20 protein-coding genes and 3 pseudogenes are annotated in these 25,169 nt (G+C 40.4%); 15 read left to right on the top strand and 8 right to left on the bottom strand.

Annotated elements, in window-relative coordinates; all coding sequences use genetic code 11:
• Positions 1-448 precede the first annotated feature (448 nt).
• From VL20_RS18175 to VL20_RS18150, 6 genes are all read left to right on the top strand, one after another.
• On the top strand, positions 449-2,182 hold the full coding sequence (locus tag VL20_RS18175) for a peptide ABC transporter substrate-binding protein (RefSeq protein ID WP_052277352.1): 1,734 nt from the start codon (positions 449-451) through the stop codon (positions 2,180-2,182).
• Positions 2,183-3,139: an ABC transporter permease gene (locus VL20_RS18170; RefSeq protein WP_052277351.1), complete on the top strand. Its 957-nt coding sequence runs from the start codon at positions 2,183-2,185 to the stop codon at positions 3,137-3,139.
• A 2-nt stretch (positions 3,140-3,141) separates the two neighbouring features.
• Positions 3,142-3,504: a VOC family protein gene (locus tag VL20_RS18165; protein ID WP_052277350.1), complete on the top strand. Its 363-nt coding sequence runs from the start codon at positions 3,142-3,144 to the stop codon at positions 3,502-3,504.
• Positions 3,505-3,522: 18 nt separating this feature from the next.
• The gene (locus tag VL20_RS18160) at positions 3,523-4,251 is read left to right on the top strand and encodes a cytochrome c biogenesis protein CcdA (protein WP_052277349.1); all 729 of its coding nucleotides are present in this window, start codon (positions 3,523-3,525) and stop codon (positions 4,249-4,251) included.
• A gap of 50 nt (positions 4,252-4,301) precedes the next feature.
• Positions 4,302-5,645, top strand: a complete 1,344-nt coding sequence (locus tag VL20_RS18155) for a cytochrome c biogenesis protein (protein ID WP_052277348.1) — start codon at positions 4,302-4,304, stop codon at positions 5,643-5,645.
• Between the two features lie 222 nt (positions 5,646-5,867).
• Positions 5,868-6,710, top strand: a complete 843-nt coding sequence (locus VL20_RS18150) for a DNA-formamidopyrimidine glycosylase (protein ID WP_052277347.1) — start codon at positions 5,868-5,870, stop codon at positions 6,708-6,710.
• A 23-nt stretch (positions 6,711-6,733) separates the two neighbouring features.
• Here the strand turns inward: VL20_RS18150 and VL20_RS18145 are convergent, their stop codons facing one another.
• Positions 6,734-7,564, bottom strand: a complete 831-nt coding sequence (locus VL20_RS18145) for a tetratricopeptide repeat protein (RefSeq protein WP_052277346.1) — start codon at positions 7,562-7,564, stop codon at positions 6,734-6,736.
• Between the two features lie 274 nt (positions 7,565-7,838).
• Here VL20_RS18145 and VL20_RS18140 point away from each other — a divergent pair.
• Positions 7,839-8,684, top strand: a pseudogene (locus tag VL20_RS18140) (hypothetical protein).
• Positions 8,685-8,721: 37 nt separating this feature from the next.
• On the opposite strand, the gene VL20_RS18135 reads toward VL20_RS18140, so the two are convergent.
• Complete coding sequence (locus VL20_RS18135; protein WP_052277344.1) at positions 8,722-9,225, bottom strand: hypothetical protein; 504 nt, start codon at positions 9,223-9,225, stop codon at positions 8,722-8,724.
• Positions 9,226-9,263: 38 nt separating this feature from the next.
• On the opposite strand from VL20_RS18135, the gene VL20_RS18130 reads away from it, so the two are divergent.
• A complete protein-coding gene (locus tag VL20_RS18130; protein ID WP_052277343.1) occupies positions 9,264-10,187 on the top strand; it encodes a lysylphosphatidylglycerol synthase domain-containing protein in 924 nt (307 codons plus the stop codon).
• A gap of 64 nt (positions 10,188-10,251) precedes the next feature.
• Here the strand turns inward: VL20_RS18130 and VL20_RS18125 are convergent, their stop codons facing one another.
• Both VL20_RS18125 and VL20_RS18120 read right to left on the bottom strand, forming a co-directional pair.
• Positions 10,252-10,488 (bottom strand): hypothetical protein, encoded by a 237-nt coding sequence (locus tag VL20_RS18125; protein WP_072924299.1) that lies wholly within the window; start codon positions 10,486-10,488, stop codon positions 10,252-10,254.
• 117 nt (positions 10,489-10,605) lie between these two features.
• A complete protein-coding gene (locus VL20_RS18120; protein ID WP_052277342.1) occupies positions 10,606-10,962 on the bottom strand; it encodes a hypothetical protein in 357 nt (118 codons plus the stop codon).
• A 113-nt stretch (positions 10,963-11,075) separates the two neighbouring features.
• Between VL20_RS18120 and VL20_RS18115 the strand changes: the two genes are divergently transcribed.
• Both VL20_RS18115 and VL20_RS29330 read left to right on the top strand, forming a co-directional pair.
• A complete protein-coding gene (locus VL20_RS18115) occupies positions 11,076-14,402 on the top strand; it encodes an AAA-like domain-containing protein (RefSeq protein WP_052277341.1) in 3,327 nt (1,108 codons plus the stop codon).
• A 363-nt stretch (positions 14,403-14,765) separates the two neighbouring features.
• On the top strand, positions 14,766-14,933 hold the full coding sequence (locus VL20_RS29330) for a hypothetical protein (RefSeq protein WP_284525843.1): 168 nt from the start codon (positions 14,766-14,768) through the stop codon (positions 14,931-14,933).
• A 254-nt stretch (positions 14,934-15,187) separates the two neighbouring features.
• On the opposite strand, the gene VL20_RS18110 is transcribed toward VL20_RS29330, so the two are convergent.
• On the bottom strand, positions 15,188-17,227 hold the full coding sequence (locus tag VL20_RS18110) for an SH3 domain-containing protein (protein ID WP_128575251.1): 2,040 nt from the start codon (positions 17,225-17,227) through the stop codon (positions 15,188-15,190).
• Positions 17,224-18,219, bottom strand: coding sequence for an ATP-binding protein (locus VL20_RS18105; protein WP_128575250.1), 996 nt, complete (start codon positions 18,217-18,219; stop codon positions 17,224-17,226). The genes VL20_RS18110 and VL20_RS18105 overlap by 4 nt, the downstream gene beginning before the upstream one ends.
• Before the next feature lie 113 nt (positions 18,220-18,332).
• On the opposite strand from VL20_RS18105, the pseudogene VL20_RS18100 reads away from it, so the two are divergent.
• A pseudogene (locus VL20_RS18100) lies at positions 18,333-19,547 on the top strand (ISL3 family transposase).
• On the opposite strand, the gene VL20_RS18095 reads toward VL20_RS18100, so the two are convergent.
• A complete protein-coding gene (locus VL20_RS18095; RefSeq protein WP_284525842.1) occupies positions 19,524-19,898 on the bottom strand; it encodes a hypothetical protein in 375 nt (124 codons plus the stop codon). The pseudogene VL20_RS18100 and the gene VL20_RS18095 sit on opposite strands and share 24 nt — an antisense overlap.
• 351 nt (positions 19,899-20,249) lie before the next feature.
• Between VL20_RS18095 and VL20_RS33830 the strand changes: the two genes are divergently transcribed.
• Positions 20,250-20,441: a transposase gene (locus tag VL20_RS33830; RefSeq protein WP_103111750.1), complete on the top strand. Its 192-nt coding sequence runs from the start codon at positions 20,250-20,252 to the stop codon at positions 20,439-20,441.
• A gap of 295 nt (positions 20,442-20,736) precedes the next feature.
• On the opposite strand, the pseudogene VL20_RS18090 reads toward VL20_RS33830, so the two are convergent.
• A pseudogene (locus VL20_RS18090) lies at positions 20,737-21,650 on the bottom strand (Ycf66 family protein).
• 198 nt (positions 21,651-21,848) lie between these two features.
• Here VL20_RS18090 and VL20_RS18085 point away from each other — a divergent pair.
• From VL20_RS18085 to VL20_RS18075, 3 genes are all read left to right on the top strand, one after another.
• Entirely contained in the window at positions 21,849-22,004 is a 156-nt protein-coding gene (locus VL20_RS18085; RefSeq protein WP_221634911.1) for a WD40 repeat domain-containing protein, read from the top strand.
• Positions 22,005-22,178: 174 nt separating this feature from the next.
• Entirely contained in the window at positions 22,179-23,162 is a 984-nt protein-coding gene (gene holA, locus VL20_RS18080; RefSeq protein WP_052277338.1) for a DNA polymerase III subunit delta, read from the top strand.
• Between the two features lie 181 nt (positions 23,163-23,343).
• Positions 23,344-24,999 carry a CHAT domain-containing protein gene (locus tag VL20_RS18075; RefSeq protein WP_052277337.1) on the top strand — a complete coding sequence of 552 codons (1,656 nt, stop codon included), beginning with the start codon at positions 23,344-23,346 and terminating at the stop codon, positions 24,997-24,999.
• Positions 25,000-25,169: the final 170 nt, after the last annotated feature.

Below are 25,169 nucleotides of genomic sequence, written 5' to 3'. Positions count from 1 at the left end.
ATCACAATAATTATATACTAGACGGATTTTTTCCATACAACACCCCAAATACAGATTTTCTGGCTCTTCGTTACTTGTTATGGTTCGATAGGGTGGCATAAATCGACTAAATCCTTATCTGGCAAGAGATTTAATTGATTAGTTCGCTCTAGATCAAAAACAATTGACAAAAATCGCCAAACGTCTTTCTCTATAAGGGTTCCATCCCTTATAACCCCCGTACATTGCATAACACAAACCAAAGAACCCATTTCGTCGCCGTGCCTAGAATTTTATTGTCTAGTACAGCATCGCTACCATAGCATGATCGATTTAACTTGACTAGGAATGGATAAAGGCAAATAATCAATTAATCGATCGAGATCAAGACTCAATGTCTGATAACTTGTTATTGGTGGGGTAGGGAATCACCTAAGTCACCCTGTTGAATTATTGATTGTCACTAAAAATGTTTAAGCGATCGCTTTTCTTGCCCCTGTTAATTTTATCCCTTAGTTGTACGCTGCTTTTTAGTGCTTGTCGTCAACAAACAGCTAATAATCCCCCAGCAACGACCAATAATAATTCAGAAACTTTAAAACTTTTGTATTGGCAAGCACCGACGATTTTAAATCCCCATCTCTCCACGGGATTTAAAGACTCAGAAGCGAGTCGCATTACCTTAGAACCTTTGGCTAGTTTTAATGAAAAAGGGGAATTAGTTCCTTTTTTAGCGGCAGAAATTCCTACTATTGAAAATGGGGGAGTTGCCCGGGATGGTAAATCGGTGACATGGAAGCTAAAAAAAGATATTAAATGGTCAGATGGTACTCCTTTTACTGCCAAAGATGTCATCGCTACCTATAATTTTATCACCAATCCGAAAACCGGTTCTACTAGCGCTGGCAATTATGAAATAGTTAAAAGTGTGGAAGCGATCGATCCCCATACGGTTAAAATAACTTTTAAGCAAGTTAATCCCGCTTGGTCATTAGTTTTTGTGGGGACAGAAGGGATGATTTTACCCGCTCATCTCTATGAAAAGTATAGCAATGAAACGGCACGCCAGGCCCCTGCTAATTTATTACCGGTGGGAACTGGTCCCTATAAAGTGGTAGAATTTAAACCGGGAGATACGGCAGTTTATGAACCAAATTCTTTCTTTCGAGAAGCGGATAAATTAGGTTTTCAAAGAATAGAATTAAAAGGAGGAGGTGATGCAACTTCTGCGGCAAGAGCGGTTTTACAGACACAGGAGGCGGATTATGCCTATAATTTGCAAGTAGAGGCCAAGGTTTTAAGTGATTTAGAAAAAGCGGGTCGGGGTCAGTTAATATCTAGTTTCGGTTCTTTGATTGAACGAGTTTTATTTAATCTGAGCGATCCTAATCAAGCTACTCCTGAAGGTGAGAGGTCTAGTATTAAGTTTCCCCATCCTTTTTTGAGTGATGTAAAAGTAAGAGAAGCTTTATCTTTGGCCGTTGATAGAGATACTATTGCCACGCAACTTTATGGTATTACTGGGAAAACAACTCCTAATTTTATCGTGATGCCATCGGAATATAATTCTCCCAATACTCGCTATGAATTTAATCTAGAAAAGGCTAAGAAATTACTAGATGATGCGGGATGGAAAGATAGTAATGGTGATGGCACTAGGGATAAAAATGGGGTAGAAATGAAATTAGTTTTTCAAACTACCGTCAATCCTCTTCGTCAGAAAACCCAAGAAATTATCAAACAAAGTTTACAAGCGATCGGGATAGGAGTAGAATTAAAAACTGTTGATGCCAGTATTTTCTTTTCTAGCGATCCTGCTAACGATGACACGGTAGAAAAGTTTTATGCTGACCTACAAATGTACACTACTGGTAATAATAGTCCCGATCCGAAAGCCTATTTTAAAACCTTTACCTGTAGCGAAATTCCCCAAAAAGCTGATGGTTGGGCCGGTGATAATTATGCTCGTTATTGTAATCCTGAATACGATAAATTATGGCAAGCTTTTAGTCAAGAATTAAACCCAGAAAAACGGCGAGAAATAGCGATTAAAATGAATGATATGTTAATCAATAATTTTGTGATTATTCCCCTAGTTCATCGTGCCGATGTGGTGGCAATTAGCAATAGTTTGTCGGGGTTTGAATTAACTCCCTGGGATAGAAATACTTGGAACATCAAAGACTGGAAGCGTAGTAAATAAATGCTTAAATATTTTCTGAAAAGATTATTATTTTCGATTCCCACTCTTTTAGCTATTAGTATGGTGGTTTTTGGCATTTTAGCCCTAGCGCCGGGGGATCCGATGGGAGAATTTGCCGCTAATCCCGCTATCACCGAAGCGGTGCGAGAAAATATTCGCAAAAGTCTCGGATTAGATCAACCCCTTCCCGTGCGTTATGTCAAGTGGTTGTTAGCATTTCTTCAAGGAGATATGGGCTATTCTTTCACCAGTCGCAGCCCAGTTTTTACCCTCATTTGGCAGCGTTTACCCACAACCCTCTGGATTGTCGGTATTGCCTATATTTTTGGGGTTTTAATTGCTTTTCCTTTGGGCGTAATTTCGGCAGTCAAGCGCTATTCTTGGTTAGACAAAATCATCTCTACTTTTTCCCTACTTGGCTTTTCTTTACCCACTTTTGTAACGGGATTATTATTAATTATTATCTTTAGTGTGCAGTTAAACTGGCTACCATCTTTTTATAACAGTACCCTAAAAATCAGTGATTTTAATAGTTTGATCGAGCAGGTGAAACAGTCAATTATGCCTGTAACTGTATTAAGCTTATATCAAGGAGCGATGTTGATGCGTTTCGTGCGTTCTTCCGTAACCGAAGAAATTCACCAAGAGTACGTTAAAACTGCCTTAGCCAAGGGACTAACTAATTTTTCTGTTCTAACTAAGCATATAGTTCGTAACGCTTTAATCCCCGTTGTCACCCTGATTGCTCTCGATATTCCCTCCATTTTTACTGGAGCTTTAGTTACAGAACAAGTGTTTCGTGTACCGGGTATCGGTGCTTTATTAATTGATTCTATTTCCCGCAGTGATACCCCCGTAGTGATGGCGATTACCTTTATCTATGGGATTTTAATTGTTATCTTTAACTTAATTGCCGATTTAACCTATAGTTGGCTCGATCCGCGAGTCAGATATTAACTATGAACATCACAAAATCCTTACACACGGCGATTTTAGTCACCGAGCTAGAAAAAGCCATTAACTTTTACGAAAATGTTCTAGGATTGACTAGAATCGATCGCCCTTTTCAATACGATGGGGTTTGGTATCAAGTGGGAGATTATCAAATTCATTTAATTGTCGATAGCAATTACCAAAATTACCGTCCCAATCCCGAAAAATGGGGACGCAATCCTCATCTTGCCTTCGCTATTGATGACGTGACAGCCATGGGTAACTATCTAGAAAGTCAAGGTTATACAATTCAAATGAGCGCCTCGGGTAGAAAGGCATTATTTGTCAGTGATCCCGATGGTAATATCCTAGAAATGAGCCAAATTTAGCCTGAAAAATTCCCCAATATGTTAGACCAATTACAGACTCAACTCTATCACCTTGAACAATACGCCGATCGCTTAGTAACTTCCCAACTAACTCACCTTAGTTTTGTCAGTATTGCTGTGATTTTTCTAGCCGGTTTACTCACCAGTCTTACCCCCTGTATGCTGTCGATGTTGCCGATTACCGTCGCTTATATCGGGGGTTACGAAAATAAAGGTCGTTTAGCGGCTTTTTGGCAGTCCACATGGTTTTCCCTAGGATTAGCCACCACCTTAGCGGGATTGGGACTAATTGCCGCTACTTTAGGAAAAGTCTATGGACAGGTGGGGATCGGTTTACCAATTATCGTCAGTGCGATCGCTATTTTGATGGGGTTAAACCTCTTGGAATTATTACCCCTGCGCTTCCCCTCCCTTGGCGCTACCGATTGGATTACCGGGGATTTTCCTCCGATTTTGCGGTCCTATCTTCTCGGTTTAACATTTGGTTTAATCGCCTCTCCATGTAGTACACCTGTTCTAGCAACTTTATTGGCATGGGTGGCAAATACGGGAGATTTAAGCTTAGGAGGGGGATTATTGTTATCCTACACTGCCGGCTATGTTTTACCCCTAATTATCGTCGGTTCTTTTACTGCCTCGCTGAAAAGCTTTCTTTCCCTGCGTCAATGGTCCGGATGGATTAATCCCGTCAGTGGGGTTTTATTAATCGGTTTTGGAGTTTTTTCTGTATTATCCCGTCTGCTGTGATGGTGGAGAGTTATGATAGATAATTGGCTAGAATTGCAAAACTTTTAACTATGACTATATCGGAAACTTCCTCAAATTTAAAGAATACACCGCCTCAATGGGGACGGAAATTTATCCAGACTATTGCCGATCTACGATTGGCAATTATCCTTTTACTTTTAATCGCTATTTTTAGCATTTCTGGGACGGTAATCGAACAGGGACAATCTCTATCTTTTTACCAAGCTAATTATCCTGAGAAACCCGCTTTATTTGGCTTTCTGACTTGGAAATTTTTATTACTATTGGGATTAAATCATGTTTATAGCACTTGGTGGTATCTATCATTATTAATTCTCTTCGGTTCCAGTTTAACTGCTTGCACCTTTCGACGACAATTACCCGCTTTAAAGGCGGCCAGAAACTGGCAATTTTATCAACAATCTCGCCAATTTCAAAAACTAGCTTTAAGTGCTGAATTAGAAACTGGTTCCCTAGAATCTCTCACCCCCCTATTAGAAAAAAAAGGCTACAAAGTTTTTCTAGAAAATAACAGTCTTTATGCTCGTAAAGGTCTGATTGGTAAAATCGGTCCGATTATCGTTCATGCAGCCATGTTAATTATTTTAGCAGGAGCGATCTGGGGAGCGTTAACGGGGTTTTTCGCTCAAGAAATGGTAGCTAGTGGCGATAGTTTTCAGGTTAAAAATATTATTGAAGCTGGACCCTTATCTAAAAATTCTCTCCCCAAGGATTGGGGGATTAAAGTTAATCGTTTTTGGATTGATTATAGTCCTAAAGGTGACGTAGAACAATTCTATTCTGATTTGTCGGTGCTCGATAATCAAGGACAGGAGATCGATCGCAAAACTATTCAAGTTAACCAACCTTTGCACCATAAAGGGGTGACTTTTTATCAAACCAGTTGGGGAATTGCTGGGGTAAAAGTACAGGTGAATAATAGTCCGATCCTACAGCTACCGATGGCTAGTTTAGACACCAAAGGTAATGGACAAATCTGGGGAACTTGGATTCCGACTAAAACCGATCTTAGTGAGGGAGTTTCTCTTTTAACCAGAGATCTACAAGGTACGGTAATTGTCTATGATGCTCAGGGAGATTTAACCTCTGCTGTACGAGAAGGAATGACGATTCCCATCAATGGAGTTAATCTAAAAATAGTCGAATTAGTGGGAAGTACCGGGTTACAAATTAAGGCAGATCCGGGAGTGCCTATTGTCTATTTAGGTTTTGCTTTATTGATGATGGGAGTGGTAATGAGTTACTTTTCCCATTCCCAAATTTGGGCTTTACAATCTGGTGATCGCTTTTATATTGGTGGTAAAACTAATCGCGCTCAAGTCAGTTTTGAACGGGAAATAATTGATACCATCGAAATGTTAAAGTTAAAGTAGAATCGACGTTAATCTGGTGTCGTTTGCCGATCAGTAGGTAGGTGTTAAAAATTTTCTGATCCCCCCACCTATCGGCACCCCCCTTATCAAGGGGGGCAGGGGGGATCAGAGGCAAAATCTATCTTATATTTAATTAGAATCACTTACTTAAAAAGTTCTGTTTATCTATCTTTTTCCTTTTGCCTACCCTAACCAAGAACTTAATTTTGTTCAATCACTTATATGCCAGAATTGCCAGAAGTAGAAACGGTGCGTCGCGGGTTAAATCAAGTTACCCAGGGCAAAAAAATTATCGGTGGGGAAGTATTATTACAGCGTACCCTAGCCTACCCTAATTGCGAGGCAACTTTTCTGCAAGGAATTACTCAGACTACGATTACCAATTGGCAGCGCCGAGGCAAATATCTCCTCGCCAATTTAGATAATGGTAGCAGTATCGGGGTTCATCTGCGTATGACCGGACAATTGCTCTGGGTAAAAGATACCACTCCCCTGCCGATTCATACGCGCTTACGCTTCTTTTTTGCCAATCAGCAAGAATTGCGCTTTGTTGATACCCGCACTTTCGGGAAAATTTGGTGGATTGCCGCCGATAAAACCCCAGAAAGCGTGATTACTGGTCTCAAAAAACTGGGACTGGAACCCTTTGATCGCAATTTTACCCCCGATTATCTCTATAGTCACTGTCAAAAAAGTCGTCGTCCGATTAAAACTTTTCTCCTCGATCAAAATGTGGTGGCAGGAATTGGCAATATCTACGCGGATGAAGTTCTTTTTAAAAGTGGTATCCATCCCCAAACTGCCGCCAATCTCTTAAAAATTGAGCAAATAGACTTATTGACAAAAAACATTATTTCTGTATTGGAAGCAGCGATCGCTGAAGGCGGCACCAGTTTTAGCGATTTTCTCCACGTTACGGGAGTTAATGGCAATTATGGCTCGATGGCCTGGGTTTATGGTCGTACTGGCGAAAATTGTCGCCTTTGCGGTGCAACTATTGCCAGAATTAAATTAAGTGGACGCTCCTCTCATTTTTGTCCCCAATGTCAAGTCTCAAGGGGATAGGGCAGAAAGGAAAAAAAAGCTGCTCACTGATTAGGGGCTGTGGCTTCAATTTTGTTATTTTCGTCGGCTAGGGTCTGAATCTCCTGTCTATAGGCAAAAGGAGCGCGACTGAGAGCATCTTGAAAGAGGGGTTGAGCCTCTTGATTTTTGCCCTGTTCTTTCAGTACGATCGCCGCTGCCAAAATCGGTCGGAAATCGTTAACATCCATCTGTTGAGCTTGTTTATAGGCGTTTAAAGCTTCCGGATAATTTTGCTGCTCGAAATAGATTTTGCCTAAAAGTAACTGAACGGAAACGATATCGATTAAACTAGCAGGATTATTGGGATCGGCAGCAGCTTTTAAAGCGCGATCGAGCGTATCTTTGACCAGACTAATCGCCTCGATCGGGCGGTTTTGGCTAAGAAATAAATTAGTTAATCCAGTTAAGGCCCGCAGCTCTTGGGGATGGGAGGCTAAAAGAGCGCGATAACTGCCTGTGGCTCCTGCATAGTCCTCTATTTGCTGTTTCGCTTCCGCCAAAAGTAGCAGATAATCGGATTGTTGGGGGTTAAGTTGCGCTAATTTTTCTAAAGGTTCGATCGCTTGCCTTAAATCCCCCTGCTGTAGGCGAGTATCTAATAATCCCCGCAAAGCCGCCTGATTATCGGGTTCACGCTCTAAAACCATCTGATAACCTAGTGCTTGACTGGCCAATTTCTCTTGTTCCACTGCGGACAGATGACTCTGTACCGAGGAGTGCTGACTCTGGAGAATAGAAGTCAATAGCGGCATGATCGAGAAAGACAGCAAAGCAAATAACATCAGGACGAGACCGATGGACAGCCAACGACGGTGAGAGAGAGAGGCTTTCATAGACTGGGGTGCGAGGGGACAGAGAGGAAAATGTTATGGAAATCTGGAGATTTGATCAGGGGATCGATCGAATTGGCCGCTCTTTATTAAGTACAATGGGCAAACGGTCAAGACTCAAAAGGGTTTTGACTGGGTTGACAGTCAAAAGATCATGGTTCTTAATATATTAGATGCCAGTAGAGTCGCCCTAGAGGGTTATTGTAACCCCCCAGATCGCGCTTTTGACTTGCTTGATTACTAATTTACTATGTGTCTCCGCCGCTAGGAGTGTGATATGAATCGTCCTGGGAATCGGTTTACCGAATCACCGAAAACCCCCCGACCCCTGAAGTGGAAATTCAGGAAGTCCCCCTTGAATCCCCCCATACCGAGGCTGATTTAGCCGTAGAGTCAGCCACCCCGAAGAAGTCAAACGTCAACAACCGATCCCCCTCCCAGTCATCTGCGGCAGTATCGGGCGATCGGTCTCGTCTATGGCCATTATCAGCGATCGGAGGAACAATTAACTAAAGGCAATATTTTAACTGCCGATGGTACTCTGATCGATGCTGTGATTCTCGGTCGGGTGATCAGTTTGGTCAAAAATCATCTCGATCTGGAAAAACCCCATCTTTGGGTGGTTTATCCGCGCACCCGTCAGGAAAATGATGCCCTTCATGTTCAGATTGTCGGTGTTTGGGAACCAGAAACCCTGAAAAAGGAAGATGATCCAGAGATAGAGCCTCTCCTCGCTTCTACCCCGGGTTATTTCTCGATTCGAGGCGAAGTCATCTTTACCGAACGGGAAAATCAAGCGGTAGTGGTCAAAATCCGACAAATGCCCAAAACTGAAGCGGACAAACCCAAGTTCTTTAAACTAAAATTGCGCGGTACTTTATCTGGTAAACCGATCAGTCGTTTTTGGGATTTTCAGGTACAACTTAAAGGAGATGCCTTAACTATTTTGGAAGGTTTAGACCTCGGTTTTGCCAGCAAGAAAAAACCGATGGGTAAGGGAGGTTTTAAAAAGCCTTTTGATAAAAATCGTCATCCCTCGGGGGAAGGAGAAAAACGACCTTTTACCCCCGGACAATCCCCTATCCCTCGGCCTTCCCGACCAAAACCCGTATCGGAAAACTAATTTTTTTCTAAGGATGGGTGAGAAACCCATCCCTAGTCTAGGATTTGGTTTTGGGAGCTATTTGATACTTAGTATTGGGAATATAAGCGCGAATGTTATAACTATAATCCGTTCCCAAAATCTCGGCGATAAAAACCGCTAACTGAGTGCCTAAAATCGCTTCATCGGCAGAATTAAAAGATTTATAATCTTCTATTAACCATTCTTGACCACCATTAACTAAAGTACATCTAAATGTACCAAGAGATTCGGCGATTTCTGTATGTTCTGTATAGTTTCTCGTTTTTACTTCCCCCGCACTATCTGCTCTCAAACACAATTGATTAAGTTCTGCATAAAATTTGGCAGGAATTTTGTCTAAATCACCCCCTTTAGTCGCCCAATGCACAAAAAGATGAAAAGACCAAGGAAGATTGAGGTAGAGTAGATAAAATAAACCCAGAATAATTGTTAAATATAAGGAGGAAGTCAGGAATTTATCATATTTCCTTTTTCGGGATCGATTTAAACGTTTAGCTAAATCTAACTTTGATCTTTTCATAAATTTTAATGAGTCAAAAGTAATTCGTAAAAAGTAAGATGTATAAAAAAATCCGGCGTTTTGCTCCGATTATCCTGTCTTTGAGTTTATTTATTCTAGCGGTCTGGGCAATTAGTCAAGAATTTAAACACTACACTTTTGCCCAACTCTTGGCTAGTGTGGATCATATTACCACAAGTCGTCAGCTAGAAGCTATTTTTTGCATGGCTTTGGGTTATTTGTCGATGACGGGTTATGATCGCCTAGGTTTTTATTATATCAAGCATCCCTTAGCTTTAGGCACTATTATCCGCACTGCTTTTATCAGTTATGCTCTTGGTAATACCATTGGTTTAACCTTATTTTCTGGGACTGCTATCCGTTATCGTTTCTATACTCCTGCGGGGGTGGGGGTGGTGGATATTGCCAAAGTTATCACTTTTACCCATTTAAGCTTTTGGTTAGGAATGTTAGGCATTGGTGGTATAAGTTTCCTCCTCGATCCCCAACGGATTCCTCAACTTTTAAAATTACCTTTTTTAACTACTAAACCTTTAGGAGTAATTTTTTTATTCTTGGTTACGGGATATTTTTTCTTGACTCTCACCTATAAAAAACCAATAAAAATCGGCAAAGAAAACATCTATTTACCCTCTTGGACTCTTTCCCTGGCTTTGATTTTGTTGACTTTTATTGATTGGATATTAGCCGCTAGAGTTCTCTATCTTCTTCTCCCGGGCAGCTACAATACTTCGTTTTTAGGATTTTTCGGTCTCTATGTATTTGCCATGACGGCAGGGGTATTAAGCAATGTGCCGGGGGGAATAGGGGTTTTTGAGTTTATCATGCTGAGATTACGCCCCGAATATGTATCTAATGCCGAGCTTTTAGGCTCTTTAATCGCCTATCGAGCTATTTATTATTTCCTGCCTTTAATTGTCGCTTTTGTCTGGTTGTTGGGTTACGAGGCGCGCAGAAAATAAGGCCCGCAAATTAGCTTAAACGGACAAAAAAGTCCCCATGCCGTCATAGCTGGGGAGCATCAATCTAGTAGGCTAAAGTTTCTAAAGTTTCCCGTAGATAGGAACAAATGCGAGCATCAGCATCGTCTCTATTTTTACCTGATTCTAGTTGTTCTTGCTGCCAACGCCGAAAACCGGAACTAGCGGCGATGGCTTGTTTTAAATGCTCCCAAGTGTGATGATCTTTGCGAAGTGGGGTGTCAGAAAATGTGGTAGAGTTGCCCATCTTTACCTCTGGTGGTACGGTTGCACCTTTTAACATAACTTAAAAATGGCTGGAAATTCTGATAACTGGGACACAATTAGGCAGAAAAAGGTGTTGCCTAGCTGGAAAGCTGCGGGGATGCCAACACCTTTTTTGAGGAAATATAGCGGATTTTTAGGAGATTTTGCTGGTTTCTGCCGCTTCTTCCACTTCCACTGCCTGATTTAAAGCTGCGGGGGGAATGGGGATAGGAAATACCGACGGCAGGTTAGCGGTGGCATCTTCGGGAGGCTGCCCAGGGTGAAAACGACGGTAGCTTAAAACACCAGCTACGGTGATTGCTCCTGTAGCGGCGGCAACCCCTAAAATAAGTTTGTTAGGATCCAGATGGAAGGTGGTATTGCTGCCAAAAATGCCTTTAGCTTTAGCGAAAGCACAAGCAGAGGCACTGCCAGCATCAAGAGTACCTAAAACAATACCACTGACGAGGGTGGCACTAACGGCGATGGAGGTGAAAAAAGTTTTCTTCATAATTGCCTTGGGATAGGTTGTCAATAGCGATTATCCTTGCATTATAGATATATAAATCACAATTGTCTATTTTATTTCCGTTGGTGACATTGAAATAATTTTGTTTAAGGATAATGAATTATCAATATCGTGTCGGGGGTAGTCTTGCCTATAACCATCCTACCTATATCGAGAGAAATGCCGACCGAGAACTGTTAACGGCGTTGAAAAATGGTCAATTTTGCTACGTTTTCAACTGTCGTCAGATGGGTAAATCCAGTTTAAGGGTACGAGTGACCCATATTTTACAGCAATTGGGCATGGATTGCGCGTCCGTAGATATAACCAGTCTTGGCAGTAATGATAATTTATCCCAATGGTATAACGGCGTGATCACCCGTTTGTTTTTAGGATTTAATCTGACGGGAAAAATTAATCTTAAATCCTGGTTGCGCGAGCGAGAGGATTTACCCCCCGTGCAGCGTTTGGGACAATTTATTGAGGAAGTTTTATTAGTTTATTGTAGGGGAGAGAAAATATATATTTTTATCGACGAGATTGATAAAATTCTCAGTTTACAGTTTTCTCTAGATGACTTTTTTTCCCTGATTCGTTATTGTTATAACCAAAGAGCGGAAAATTCCCAGTATGAAAGAATTACTTTCGCTTTATTCGGTGTGGCTACCCCGGCAGATTTAATTCGCGAAAAGACCCAAACATCTTTTAATATCGGCCAAGCGATCGAATTAACGGGATTTAATCTGGCAGAAATTGCTCCTTTAGCCGCAGGATTATCCAGTCAAAGTAATTATCAACCCGACTGCTTAGAAAAAATTATTTTTTGGACGGGAGGACAGCCATTTTTAACCCAGAAAATCTGTCAGCTATTGCTGGAAAGTAATTTAGATATTGAGACGCTGATCAAAGAGAGAATTATTAATAATTGGGAATCTCAAGATGAACCGGTTCATCTGCGAACTATTGCCGATCGCTTGTTAAGAAATCAAGACAAAGCGGGTCGTTTGTTAGGTATCTATCAACAAATTTTAGAAAAGGGGTCGATCCTCTGCGATGATAGTCCAGAACAAGGGGAATTAAGGTTATCTGGGTTAGTGGTAAAAAAGGATAATCAATTAGTAGTTTATAATCCTATTTATCGAGAAATATTTAATCTCAATTGGGTGGAAAAACAATTAGAGCAATTGCGTCCCTACTCAGAAGCGGTCGCCGCGTGGCAACAGTCTAATTATACCGATGAATCACGGCTTTTACGCGGAAAAGCTTTAAATAATGCCCTTGATTGGTCTCAGGGAAAAAGCCTAAGTAATCTTGATTATCAGTTTTTAACTGCTAGTCAAAATCTCGATAAAAGAGAGGCAGAAATTAGCCTAGAAACTCAGAGACAAGCTAATAAAATTCTAGCAATCGCTCACCAAAAAGCTACCAAAAGAATTCAAATTGGCTCGGTAATTTTAATTGCTTCTCTCTTGGGTTCTCTCTTAGCTTTTATTCAGGTAAAACAAGCGTGGCAGCAAGTGGAAACCGCTCAACTAGGCATTCAATTACAGCGCAAGGGTGATAGTTATTGGCAACAATTTCAATTTGAACAATTAGAATCTTTAATTGCGGCCATGCAAGCAGTAAATAGTTTAAAAAATATCGTTACTGATGACCAAACCTTGAGTAAATATCCTGCTACCAGTCCAATTATTACCCTACAACAAATTTTAGATCGCATTCAAGAAAAAAACCAACTGCAAGGACACCGAGGAACTATTTATAGTGTTAGTATTAGTCCCGATGGTCAAAAAATAGCTACTGCTTCTCAAGATGGGACGGTAAAAATTTGGAATCAAAAAAGTGAGAATATTCAAACTTTGACAGGTCATCAGGGAGCAGTTTATAGTGTTAGTTTTAGTCCCGATGGTCAAAAAATTGCCACCGCTTCTGAAGATAAAACCGCCAAAATTTGGAACTTGCAAGGACAAAATTTAGTCACCTATCCTGACCATAAAGAATCAGTTTATAGTGTTAGTTTTAGTCCCGATGGTCAAAAAATTGTGACTACTTCCAGGGATAAAACCGCTAGATTATGGAATTTATCAGGTGAAACTTTACAGGTATTTAAGGGACATAAAAGATCGATAGATGCAGCTAGTTTTAGTCCCGATGGTCAAAAAATTGCCACTGCTTCCCGGGATGGTACGATTAAAATCTGGGATTTATCAGGTAAAATTATCTTGAGTTTAGGTCAAGAAAATATTGAGGCTTTTTATAGTGTTAATTTTAGTCCTGACGGTCAAAAAATTGCCGGGGCAGCGGCCGATAAAACTGCTAAAATCTGGGATTTACAGGGAAATTTAAGAGCGACTTTCCGGGGACATCAAGATTTTGTCAACAGTGTTAATTTTAGTCCTGATGGCCAGTTTATAATTACCGCATCTAGTGACGGTAGTGCTAAAATTTGGGGACTGCAAGGAGAAGAAATAACTACTCTCAGAGGACATCAAGAATCAGTTTTTACTGCTGTATTTAGTCAAGATGGAAAAGAGGTGGTAACTGGATCGAGTGATGAAACGGCTAAAATTTGGCAGCTGAACAATTTAAATCAAGCTAGGGCCGATAATACCAGTGTTAGCATTAATTCCCAGGGCAATATTATCGCTATTGCTAATAAAGATGGTCAGATTACTTTACTCGATTCCCAGGGAAAAAAAATTAGAGAATTTGCCACAAAAATGCGTTCAATCTATAGTATTGCTTTTCATCCCGATAGTAATCAGATGGCGATTACAGGAAGAAATGGAAAAGTCCAAATCTGGAGTCAAAAAGGAACAATGCTTCAAGAATTTACCGCTAGTCAAGTACCGATTTATAGTCTTGCTTTTAATGGAGAGGGAACAGCAATAATCACGGGAACAAGCGATGGAAAAGTTCAATACTGGCACTTAAATAATCATCGTCCTCAATTGATTAAGTCTTGGACAGTTGATGATAGTATTATCTATGATTTGGTGTTTTCTCCTGATCATCAAAAAATTGCTACTGCTACTCGGGGAAAGATTAAAATTTGGGATTTACAGGGCAATCTTTTAAAGGAGATTAAAACCGATTCTTTTCCCGTTTATGGAGTTAGTTTTAGTCCTGATGGTGAAAAAATCGCCGCTATTTCAAGGGATGGTACAGCTAGACGCTGGGACATTGACGGAAATTTGCGCTCCGAGTTTAAAATAGAAGAGGATATCGTCTATGGGATCACTTTTAGTCCTGATGGTCAAGAAATTGTGATTATTTCTAGGGATGGTCAAAAGCATCGATGGCCCTTAGAAACAGAATATAATTATTTACAAAAATTGCTCGATCGAGGTTGTCTTTGGTTAGAAGATTATCTCAGGACTCGTCCCGAAAAACGAGAAGCACTATCCCTGTGTACTGAGAAAATAAAACCATTCACATTTTAAACTTGGTTTGACTGGGTGGGGGGTGAAGGTTAAATTAATTAGTTAATTTCTTGGGTTCTTCGGTTTGTCTTATGCAACGGACAGGTTTATAAGGGATGAAACCCTTATAGAAACAGACATTACTGCGATTTTTGTCAATTGTTTGCGATCTGGAGCGAACTAATCAATTAAATCTCTTGCCAGATCAGGATTTAGTCGATTTATGTCTCCCTATAGAATCATACCAAGTAACGAAGAACCCAACATTTTTGGTTTTAACGCTAGAATTTTATCTAATGACCTTTTGTCAACGAGAGAGTCTAGGTATTGTAAAGTTTCAATATAAATATAGTCAGATATAGTCAGGCATAGTAATATATAGACATGAGACGATCAGACTATGCAAAAAAAGCAGCAATAAGTTATCGAACGGCTTGGAGGTGGTGGAAACAAGGGAATTTAACAGGCTATCAATTGCCTTCTGGTACAATTATCACAACGGATGACAACCCTTCAAAACCCGACGCTGAGTTAAAAGACAACGGACAATAATGTTAGTAGCCGAGTAAGGGAGGCGTTAGAGTATTTTTGGGGATAGGAGCAGGAGAAATTAGAGAAGTAGAAGAAACTGAAGGCGAGGTAGAAACTATCGCAGTGGTTGGCGGTTCAGTCGGCTGTTTAAACCCTAAATAAATCGATACACCCATTACAACAATTATAGGAATAATAAAATATTGAAAAGCTGAAATAAAAGATTTCATATTAGTTGTAGTAATTGTGTGCAGTTAATTATGGTCATACTAGAGCTAGTCAGAACTAATTAATTGAGCAGCAATCCAGCCTGTCGTACCGGACTGAGGATGATAGACTTTATACCACTGATAACCATTTTTATCATAGCTACTACCCAAAATTTGCACACGATCGCCTGTACGCACAGTTCCTACCACCCCATAAACAGTTCCAGCGCCAGAACGTATATTTTTAGTTCCTGGAGTGCCGCTAACTTTAGCATTAGTTATGGGGTCAATAGAAAGTAAATTACCAGCAATCCATCCATCAGCCCCCGATTGGGGAAAATAAATTTTGTACCAGGGCAAGTTATCACTATTTCTAGCAGATTCGATAACTTGAACACGATCGCCTGGATAGGCAATATGTCTTGGTGCATATTCTAAACCAGGACCACTGCGAATATTTGTCTTCCCTGGGTTTCCTACAATTGTGGCATTAGTGCTTTTGGATTGTATAGGAGTAGGAGCAAATACTCTTACTTGTTTAGCAAGTCTGGCATTTTCTTCCTTTAGTTTTTCTAATTCGTCAAGTCTGGCTTTTTTTTGTTTAAGGTGTGTTTGTACTTGGGACAGTTGGAACAGATTGATACTAACACTTATTGTTAGTAAAAATACAGATAATAAAGCTAATGTTAATCGGTTTTTATTCCACCAAATTCTATATTTTTTTCCTCGCGTTAGCTCATATCCTTCATAAGCGCGTGTAGGATCAACTTTATATGCTCTGTTATATTTTTCTAATGCTTGTTGATAGTTTTTAGTGTCAAGATAATCTTCAGCTAATTTAAATAAAACCGTAAAATAATTGGGATTTATTTGTGAAATTTGTTCATAGATATAAAAAGTAGATAAATTACGATTCTCAGCTATATCTTCGGCCAATTCAAAAAGTCTGCAAGCATCTAAATCAACTTTTTCTAAATCCCAGATAGCCTGTCTTAAAGGATAGCGTTTAACCAACCAATAACGAACTAGCTTAACTTTAATTTTGTAGTGAAATTCTGAATTTTCTACTCTCTCTAAAAATTCCCATTGAACTAAATTTTCTGGAGCCTTATTTAAAGCTTCCGTTATGATAACTCCATATTCTCTGAGTAGCTTTAAAGGTTCTTCTGTCACTGAGTTAGTTGTCTTCTCAGCCATTTTCTCCGCTTGCGCTACTGCTGAAAAAACAACTCTTTCAGGAATGGGTAAGCCATCTCGAAACCAAGCTAGTCCTCCTTCAGCGGTTTCAATTGCATCATCGACAATTTTAGTAACATCATCACAGGTAATTTCTGACTTACCCTCTTCTTCAGCTTCTAAAAAAAGAGCATTACATATTACTTGAGTAAAATAAGGATGGCCTGAAGTCAGTTCTAAAATTACATCGATAGCCTGAGAATCATACTTTAAATACCGTGCAGCAGGTTCAGTAATTAATGCTTTAGCATCTGATTTTTCTAATAAGCCAATTTCTTGATTGACAGCTTGTCTAAATAAGCTTTTTAAGTTGGTTAAATCTTCTACTCTTCTCCCTATTACTGGAATGATAAATAAATTATTGTATTGACCGATAAGAGTTTCCAGATAAGGGAAAAAAGATTCAACTGGGGAATCAGGTGTTTGATCATTTAAAACATCAAATTCGTCTAATAACCAAACCATTTTTCGTTTCTGCTCTTTTAAGACCTCAATTACTTGAGGTAAAAACTCATCAGAGAAAACCGTTTTATAATTCAACGACAAAGATTCTGATTGAGGAATATTCAACTTATCAGCAATAGTTGAAGCAAGATTTTGTAAGATACTGTCAAGTGGTAGTCGCGTTTTATCATGCAAATCAAAATAGATAAACACGAACTCACCTAGTCCCACAAAATTAGGAATTTGCATGAGTACAGAAGATTTACCAATACGTCTTTGACCATGCAGCAAAACAACTTGTGTATTTTGTTTGAGATTATCTTCAATAAATCTAAAAAGTTTCCCTCGGCCAAAAAATGACTCTCGGTCATAAATGGGACGACCGACAATATAGGGATTTATGTGCCTTGTTTGTGTTGTCATCATGATAATAACCCCCCTACTTGCTCAATGATAGATGCTATCTTATCTTTATTTTGCCATAGCCAACGAATAGCAGTATTAACTCTTGTCGTCTGTTGGCGGCTCATTAAATTAAGGAATCCTCTTTGTCGTTTTTTCAACTCCTCTTCCTGGCTATTCTCGATTTGCTTAATCACCCACCACTCCATTATAGATGAGCAGAAAGAATAAGTAGTATTTTCTTCTCCCTCTACCTTCTTTAAGATACCTCGCTCAACCAAATTATTTAATTCTATTTGTTTTTGACTGAAAATCGCTTCAATTCCGCCGAGAGTGTATCGATTCCTCCCTAATTTGCCTTCTAATTGGGATAAAGCCAGCAACATTAACAAATTTTGCTCTGTTTCAGTGGACAGTTGCCAAATAGCTTGAAATAAGTGTAAAGTGTTTGTTTGAAATTCTTGAATAAATTTTTTCTCATTAAGGTTATTTCCCGAAACCAATTCTTCATATAATAAGAAACAAGCATTTTGCAGTAAAGCTGGATTACCATCAGCAATTTTACGGATAGCTTGTTTCCAACCCAATAGACTCTCACTTCTATCGAGTAAAAGGTTTACTTCCTGATTAGTAAAAGGCTTAAGATTTTCAAATAAATAACCATTATACCAAGGTGATTTATCAGGTGTAAGTTCTGGACCAATTTGACTCAACCGACGAGATGAAGTCACAACTATCGAGATATTTTGCTCCTCGGATTGAGCCAGGGTACGACACTGACTGACGAAGGTATCTATATCAGCTTTCGTATATTGGGAATTGGGACGTAAGGTTACATCGTAATTATCGATAAGTAAAACTAAAAATTTACCCTGTTCTTTAAGTAAACGCAAGATAATAAGCAAATCATTAACCGTGGCTTCTGGTTTTTCTGAAAGAGTATCAATAGGCTCTTCGGGAATTGTTATGCAAATAATTAACTTAAAATAAAATTCGATGAGAGCGCCTACGCTCAAAAGTAGCTGAAATCCATACAGGGAAGGACTTAAGGCACAAACAGGTTAATACCAAAAGATAGACAATTGAGTTAAGATTTGATATAATAGCCAAAAACGAGATTATTTTACTTATGATACTTGACAAATTTTTGAACCTAAAAGGAACCTGTATTCAAGGCTATCTACACCTAGAAAATATCGGTATAGTTTGCCGAATCGAATCGAAAAATCAAAAAGCAACCTGTCCTCGTTGTGGGTTAGAGAGCGATAAACTCCACCAAAATCATCGACATTTAGTCAAAGATTTACCAATCTCAGGACAACCAGTGTACCTACAGGTTAATCGTCGTCAATTTAAGTGCGATAATTGTCAGAAACCCTTTAGCGAAGAGTTAGATTTTGTCGCCAAGAAACGAACCTATACGAAAAGACTAGCCGAGAATATACTCGAACAATTAAAAGAAGGAGATATTTTAAATGTTAGTCGAAGAAATGACGTAACGGAAGAAGAGATTCAAAGAATGATAGAGGACATAGCTGAAGAAATTACAGAGACAGACCTATCGAAATTAAAAAGACTAGGAATTGACGAAATCGCTCTAGTCAAAGGACAAAAAAATTACTGTGCGGTTTTAGTAAATTTAGATACGGGAAAACTAATAGCTATTCTAGAGAAGCGAACACAAGAAGAATTGAGGGAAACGCTTACAGGGTGGGGAAAAGAGGTGTTAGAGCAAATTGAAGAAGTCAGCATAGACCTTTGGTTGCCCTATAAAAATTTGGTGAAAGAATTGATGCCATCGGCCGAGGTAGTCGCCGATAGATTCCATGTAATGAAACAAATTAATCAAGAGTTAGACGAACAAAGAAAAGCAGAAAAAAGAGCCGTAGAAGCGCAGAAAAATAAAAAACAGAAAGCGGAAAAAGAAGCGAAGCTAGAAGTTTTAAAGCGAAGTAAATATAGCTTGTTAAAAAATGAAAAAGATTTAACGGAAACTCAAAAAATCAAACTAGAAGCTATCAAAGAAAATTGACCAAATTTGAAAAAGATGCACGAGTTAAAGGAAGAATTTAGAAAGATTTATGAAACCTCAGAGAATCCGACAGAAGGACTGCTATCCATCTCGGAATGGTTGGCAAAATCCTCCAGTGTTTTTACCAAGAGTTGTCAAACAATCCGAAACTGGTTTGGAGAAATAATTAGTTATTTCGAGCGAAGGACAACGAATGGGGTGGTCGAGGGAATCAACAATAAACTTAAACTAATAAAACGGAGAGGCTATGGCTTTAGAAACTTTCGGAATTTTTGGGTTAGAAGTATGTTATCTTGGCATCTTGTATGTTGATTTAGCATAAAGGGTAACGAAGAGCCTATCAATACTGGTTTTTAAGAAAGAAAAATTATTCTTAATTGTTACTAAAATATTGCGCCAAAAATCAGAAATCTTAAAAGGTTCCAGGCTTTGACAGTCAATGAATACAACAACTGCTTGGTTATAATCTTGCCCGCATTGTTCCCAGATAATAGGATATGTTAGCAGTTTTAAAAAAGATGATTTGCCCATACCCGGACCCCCCCAAACCGCTAGAGAACTACGGCTTCTAATCTGATGCAATGCTCTCCTGATTAATGTCTTTCTTCCAATGAAATTTTCAGGAGTAACTCGTTGACCAATAGTGAAAGGATTTGAAGGCATGATCATTTTTTTAGACCCGATTGGAAAAATCAAGGAAGAATGCTTACCCAGTTTGATATTGAGGCTTTAATCTCCCAACCACCAAATCTATTATAGAACCCATTTGGTATCTTTTATAATGTAGATGCTAGGCTGAAAAGGTGAAGCGAAAACCTTGTCCATTATAGGTTTCAGGGAAGAGAGTCTGTAGCCTGTTTAACGGCAATACTTTGGTCTGAACCCCGTCAGTGAATGCGCCACCGTCTAGTCGTCCCCGAAAATCAATAGAGGAGTAAGCTAAAATCTACTCAAGTAGTATGACGAATGAAGAGTAGTCTATCGCAGAACCGCTATTGCCAAAGAAGAAATTGACTGGCCCCCCCGAAAGGGACAAAACGACAGATTTTAGATGGGATTTTCTATCAACTCAAAAATGGCTGTAATTGGCGGGAATTCCCGAAAGATTTCTCTCCCTACTCCACCATGTTCTGGCATTATAAACAGTGGAAAAGTCAGGGAATCATGGTTCTTCGGTTTGTGTTATGCAATGGACGGGGGTTATAATAAATGTAACCCTTATATAGAAAGACAGCAATTTTTGTCAATTGTTTTCGATCTAGAACGAACTAATCAATTAAGTCTCTTGCCAGATCAGGATTTAGTTGATTTATGCCCCCCTATCAAACCATACCAAGTAACGAAGAACCATTTCTTGGGTAATTATTAAGTACCTAAGCAAAATTAATTACACATATCTAACCACCTCTTGCCTCTTGCCCCTTGCCTCTTGCCTATCTTCACTAGGAAATTAATTTTGCACGACTACTTACCTAACCCACCCGCTAAATAATCTTAACTTTTAATCCGATGGGGGGGGATTTTCTTCCCTTTTTGATCGAGTTTCTGGGGGAGTATCTTCTCCGATAGTTTTTTCTGGGGGCAAATCTTCCTCTGGGGGGAATTTTCTTCCCTTTGCGATCGAGTTTCTGGGGGAGTATCTTCTCCGATAGTTTCTTCTGGGGGCAAATCTTCCTCGGTAACTTCAATAATCACCGTTTCGCTAACAGCAATAGTTTCGACTTCAACATTTGCGACAGGTTCAGTCGGGGGAATTTCTGGGGCATTTTCGGAGGGTTTGATCTCTTCCGTTGCCAAATCAAAATCATCGAAATCATCGAAATCATCGAAAGTTTCCCCGTCATCAATAATTTCTGCGGCTTTTTCCCCAATTTCTGTCACCGATTCTGTAATAGGTTCCCCGATAGCTGCGGCTTTTTCGGCAACGGGGGCAACCGTTTCTTGAGCTTTTTCCTCAATTTCTGTCACTGATTCTGTAATAGGTTCCCCGATAGCTGCCGCTGTTTCGACAACGGGGTCCACCGTTTCTTTAACCGTTTCTTTAACTTTTGCCGCTACTTTCTCAGCTTTAGCTTTAGTTTTAGGGGATTGGGAGGGAGTAACTTTCCCCAGACGATTGCCTAACCAACCGACAATAGTAAATAATTTAACCGGTTTGTCGGGATAAAAAAGTGCTTGTCTGAGTTTGAGAGTTTGCCAAGCGAAGGCAATAAATAATATGGTCGCGGCAGCTTGTCCGAGGAGGATAGCGCCTGTAATCCTTCCCGCGCACAACCAGAGGACAAGGGCATAGAATAATCCTACCGCACTCCAGAGAAAATCATCTTGACGGTGGCGATCGGGGGCGATAAAAGCGGTGGTGAGGAGGTACAGACTACTCAATCCCACAACGACCGCTAGGATATAGGGCAACATTTGCGATTCTCCTTTGACATTTCCTTTTTTATTGTGCGTTATTTGGGGTCGATCGAGTCTATTTTTTGATTAATTTGGGAAATTATCGAGTCAGATAGTCTTTACCTGTGTTTATGAATAGCCAGCGTTAATATTAGGAAATTCTGGGTTTATCCTCTGCTGCTTGTGCTGATCAGATTAAACAAGCTTTCGGATCAAATGATTAAGTTTTGGTCTTTAACAAGCAAAGCAAAATTAGCAACTCTTGATCAACCCACAGACAAACTGTTATCTTTAGCAATTAGTGCCGATGGTAAATATTTAATTATTGGTAGTGCTGACAAAAATGTAAAAATTTGGCAAAATGGGCAATAGTGACACCTCAAGATAAGTAAGTAGTTATAATTAAATTGAAGATAAATTTCGCTTCTGATCCCCCCTGCCCCCCTTAATAAGGGGGGTGCCGATTCCCCCTTAGTCCCCCCTTGATCAGAGGGGTGTCTGACAACTTTTAACACCTACCTACTTAACTGCTATAATTAGAAACTTATGCCGACAATATTTTATTGGGGAGAGGATGAATTTGCTATTAACCAAGCGGTGAAAAATCTGCAAGTAAAACTTCTCGATCCCAATTGGATACAGTTTAATTATGATAAAATTAATGGTGATCGCAATGAGGCAATTATCGAGGCCCTCAATCAAGCGATGACTCCAGTTTTCGGCATGGGAAATCGTTTAGTTTGGTTAGCCGATACGGTTATTTGTCAACAATGTTCTGAGGATATTTTCAAGGAATTACAGCGCACTTTGCCCAATTTACCCGAAAATTCCTATCTGTTATTAACCAGCACCAAAAAACCAGACTCCCGCTTAAAATCGAGCAAGTTTATCCAAAATCAGGCAGAGGTTAAAGAATTTGAACTAATTCCGCCTTGGAAAGTCGAGGAAATTGCCCAAAGAGTTAGGGAAATTGCCAAAGAAGTGGGAGTAAAATTAACTCCCGATGCGATCGAACTCTTAGCTGAATCAGTGGGAAATAACAGCCGCTTGCTGTGGATGGAGTTAGAAAAACTGCGTTTATTTAAAAATAATTCGGCGGGAACTATTGACAAAAAGGACATTTTAAGCTTAGTCAATGCCAGCAATCAAAGCAGCTTACAGTTAGCCAGTGCTATTTTAAAACGGGAGACAGGCAAGGCCCTAGAATTAGTCAATGAATTATTAAATCGCAACGAGAACCCCCTGGGTATCACTGCCACCCTAGGGGGTCAATTTCGCACTTGGGCAATAGTAAAATTAAAAATTGAAGAAGGAGAAAAAGACGAGAAAAATATCGCCGCCGCCGCCGAAATTGCTAACCCCAAACGACTGTATTTCATTCGCAAAGAGATACAATCCTTTTCTTCTAAGCAACTTCTCGCCACCTTGCCCATACTTCTCGAATTAGAATATCGTCTCAAGCGGGGTGCAGAACCTTTGGCAACTTTGCAAACAAAAATTATTGAACTTTGTTGTTTATTGGTGACTTAAGTAGGTAGGTATTAAAAACTTTCAGATCCCCCCGCCTATCGGCACCCCCCTTATCAAGGGGGGCAGGGGGGATCGAACCTAAAATCTATTTTTGATTTAATTATAACCAGCTACTTAATACCCTTCCTTACTGTTCAGAAATCCTCTAGAATAAGATTCTATAGACTTCTCAAGAACCACAATGACCGATGATGCCATCCCTAGTCTAAATTTAGCCATCGCTAGTTTAGCCACGAGTAATAATTTCGCCCGTTGGGTGACGAAAGCACCCCTACCGGGGGGATATGTGCATCATGACTGTGAATGGACCGAGAGTCTAACCACGGAATGGATGGCATGGCAGGAAATGTTCTGTCTGCAAAAAATGCCGACCTTGCCGATGTTAGAGCAATTAGAAGCAAATTATCGACCTAAACTGACTCTTTCGGGAGAAGGCGGCAGTTATGGCGGTCGATTAATGCAGAAACTAGGTATTAGTCTCTGGCAATGGTTATTTCAAGCATCAATTGGTCAAAGTTTCGCCCAAAGTCAGGGAATCGCTCTCGGCAAAAATCAGCCCCTGCGAATTCGCTTGGAATGTCGCAACCCCTATTTAATTCTGCTGCCCTGGGAAATTATGCAGCAAGCGGGTAAACAGGCCATATCTCTGCATCCGAATATACTCTTTAGCCGCACCACCAGCGATGTGGAACCATTGCCACCGATAAAACCGACTAATAGTCTCAATATTCTCTTAGTTATCGGCGAAAAACAGATTAAAACCGCCGCTAGTTCCCTCAACCTCACCGCCATTAATACCAGTGGAGAAACTAATCCCGACCAGGCACTGGAATCCGAGGCCACCAATCTCATCCAGGCCATCTCCCCTGGGGGCAGTAGTTCCCTCCAGAATTGGGGAGTGAAAGTCAAAGTCGATACCTTAATTCGACCGGAGGCCGAAGAACTGACCAGGGCCTTGGATACGGGTAAATATCAAGCTTTTTTCTACGCCGGCCACGGAATCGCCGCCCCCAATGGCGGTTCCCTATTTCTGCGGCCGGGGGAACAGCTAAACGGGACGGAGTTAGCCCAAGCTTTGGTGAGAAATCAAGTTATTTTAGCGGTTTTTAATGCCTGTTGGGGCGCTTATCCCGCTAAATCAGGTCAGGAGATGATTCCCCGTAGCAGTCTGGCGGAAGTCTTGATTCACCACGGCGTTCCCGCAGTTTTGGCCATGCGAGATGCGATCGCCGATCGAGAGGCCTTGAGTTTTATCGAAGTTTTTACCCGCAGCCTCCTCGGTTTCAAAGACAAAGAAGCGCAGATGTCCAAGTTGTTTCCCAGTCCAAGAGTCCCTATCGATCAGGCCGTTCGTATCGCTAGGCAGCAATTATTAACCCTCTACAAGTACAATCAACCCGCTTGGACTTTGCCGATTCTCTATATGCACCCAGAATTCGACGGGCAATTGCTGCAAACCCTTGATGAGACTCAATCACCGACGGTTATGCCCAATATCTCCGGAACCATGCCCGCCGCTTTCTTATACTATCTCGATCGTCCCGAAAGAAAATGGTCAATCCGTGGTGGTGGCATGAATATAGGACGGGACATGGAAAATGATCTACAGATTGCTGAAAAATGGGTTAGTAAAAACCATTGTCGGATAATTTGCCGTAAAAATGCCGATTATCCAGACTATCAATACTTTCTCGCAGATTTCTCCCGTTTTGGTACTTTTATCTATCAAGATGGCCACTGGAAACAGGTTCATAACCAAGAAGTTCCCCTAGAGTCCGGTTTACAGATTCGCTTCGGCAGTCACCAAGGCCAAATCCTCGCATTTGTGGTCGAATAATTAGGGTTTGTCGAAAAAGTTTGTCGTCGGGTGTGGGGTGTGGGGTGTGGGGTGTGGGGTGTGGGGAGATGGGGTGTGGGGTGTGGGGTGTGGGGTGTGGGGAGATGGGGTGTGGGGTGTGGGGTGTGGGGTGTGGGGTGTGGGAAGAATAAATAAAAATAATCTCCTGT

Source organism: Microcystis panniformis FACHB-1757 (assembly GCF_001264245.1).
GTDB lineage: Bacteria > Cyanobacteriota > Cyanobacteriia > Cyanobacteriales > Microcystaceae > Microcystis > Microcystis panniformis.
Note: the sequence above shows the minus strand (reverse complement) of the source record. Positions and strands in the feature narration are given on the sequence as shown.

Bases quoted from the DNA above. Each gene is read 5' to 3' on its own strand.
- VL20_RS18125 (WP_072924299.1), bottom strand. From the start codon at position 10,488: ATGTTAAAAGGTGCAACCGTACCACCAGAGGTAAAGATGGGCAACTCT.
- VL20_RS18110 (WP_128575251.1), bottom strand. From the start codon at position 17,227: ATGATGACAACACAAACAAGGCACATAAATCCCTATATTGTCGGTCGT.
- holA (WP_052277338.1), top strand. From the start codon at position 22,179: ATGCCGACAATATTTTATTGGGGAGAGGATGAATTTGCTATTAACCAA.
- VL20_RS18085 (WP_221634911.1), top strand. From the start codon at position 21,849: ATGATTAAGTTTTGGTCTTTAACAAGCAAAGCAAAATTAGCAACTCTT.
- VL20_RS18130 (WP_052277343.1), top strand. From the start codon at position 9,264: ATGTATAAAAAAATCCGGCGTTTTGCTCCGATTATCCTGTCTTTGAGT.
- VL20_RS18155 (WP_052277348.1), top strand. From the start codon at position 4,302: ATGACTATATCGGAAACTTCCTCAAATTTAAAGAATACACCGCCTCAA.
- VL20_RS18115 (WP_052277341.1), top strand. From the start codon at position 11,076: ATGAATTATCAATATCGTGTCGGGGGTAGTCTTGCCTATAACCATCCT.
- VL20_RS18135 (WP_052277344.1), bottom strand. From the start codon at position 9,225: ATGAAAAGATCAAAGTTAGATTTAGCTAAACGTTTAAATCGATCCCGA.
- VL20_RS18145 (WP_052277346.1), bottom strand. From the start codon at position 7,564: ATGAAAGCCTCTCTCTCTCACCGTCGTTGGCTGTCCATCGGTCTCGTC.
- VL20_RS18175 (WP_052277352.1), top strand. From the start codon at position 449: ATGTTTAAGCGATCGCTTTTCTTGCCCCTGTTAATTTTATCCCTTAGT.
- VL20_RS18150 (WP_052277347.1), top strand. From the start codon at position 5,868: ATGCCAGAATTGCCAGAAGTAGAAACGGTGCGTCGCGGGTTAAATCAA.
- VL20_RS18075 (WP_052277337.1), top strand. From the start codon at position 23,344: ATGACCGATGATGCCATCCCTAGTCTAAATTTAGCCATCGCTAGTTTA.
- VL20_RS18170 (WP_052277351.1), top strand. From the start codon at position 2,183: ATGCTTAAATATTTTCTGAAAAGATTATTATTTTCGATTCCCACTCTT.
- VL20_RS18095 (WP_284525842.1), bottom strand. From the start codon at position 19,898: ATGCCTTCAAATCCTTTCACTATTGGTCAACGAGTTACTCCTGAAAAT.
- VL20_RS18160 (WP_052277349.1), top strand. From the start codon at position 3,523: ATGTTAGACCAATTACAGACTCAACTCTATCACCTTGAACAATACGCC.
- VL20_RS18165 (WP_052277350.1), top strand. From the start codon at position 3,142: ATGAACATCACAAAATCCTTACACACGGCGATTTTAGTCACCGAGCTA.
- VL20_RS18120 (WP_052277342.1), bottom strand. From the start codon at position 10,962: ATGAAGAAAACTTTTTTCACCTCCATCGCCGTTAGTGCCACCCTCGTC.
- VL20_RS29330 (WP_284525843.1), top strand. From the start codon at position 14,766: ATGAGACGATCAGACTATGCAAAAAAAGCAGCAATAAGTTATCGAACG.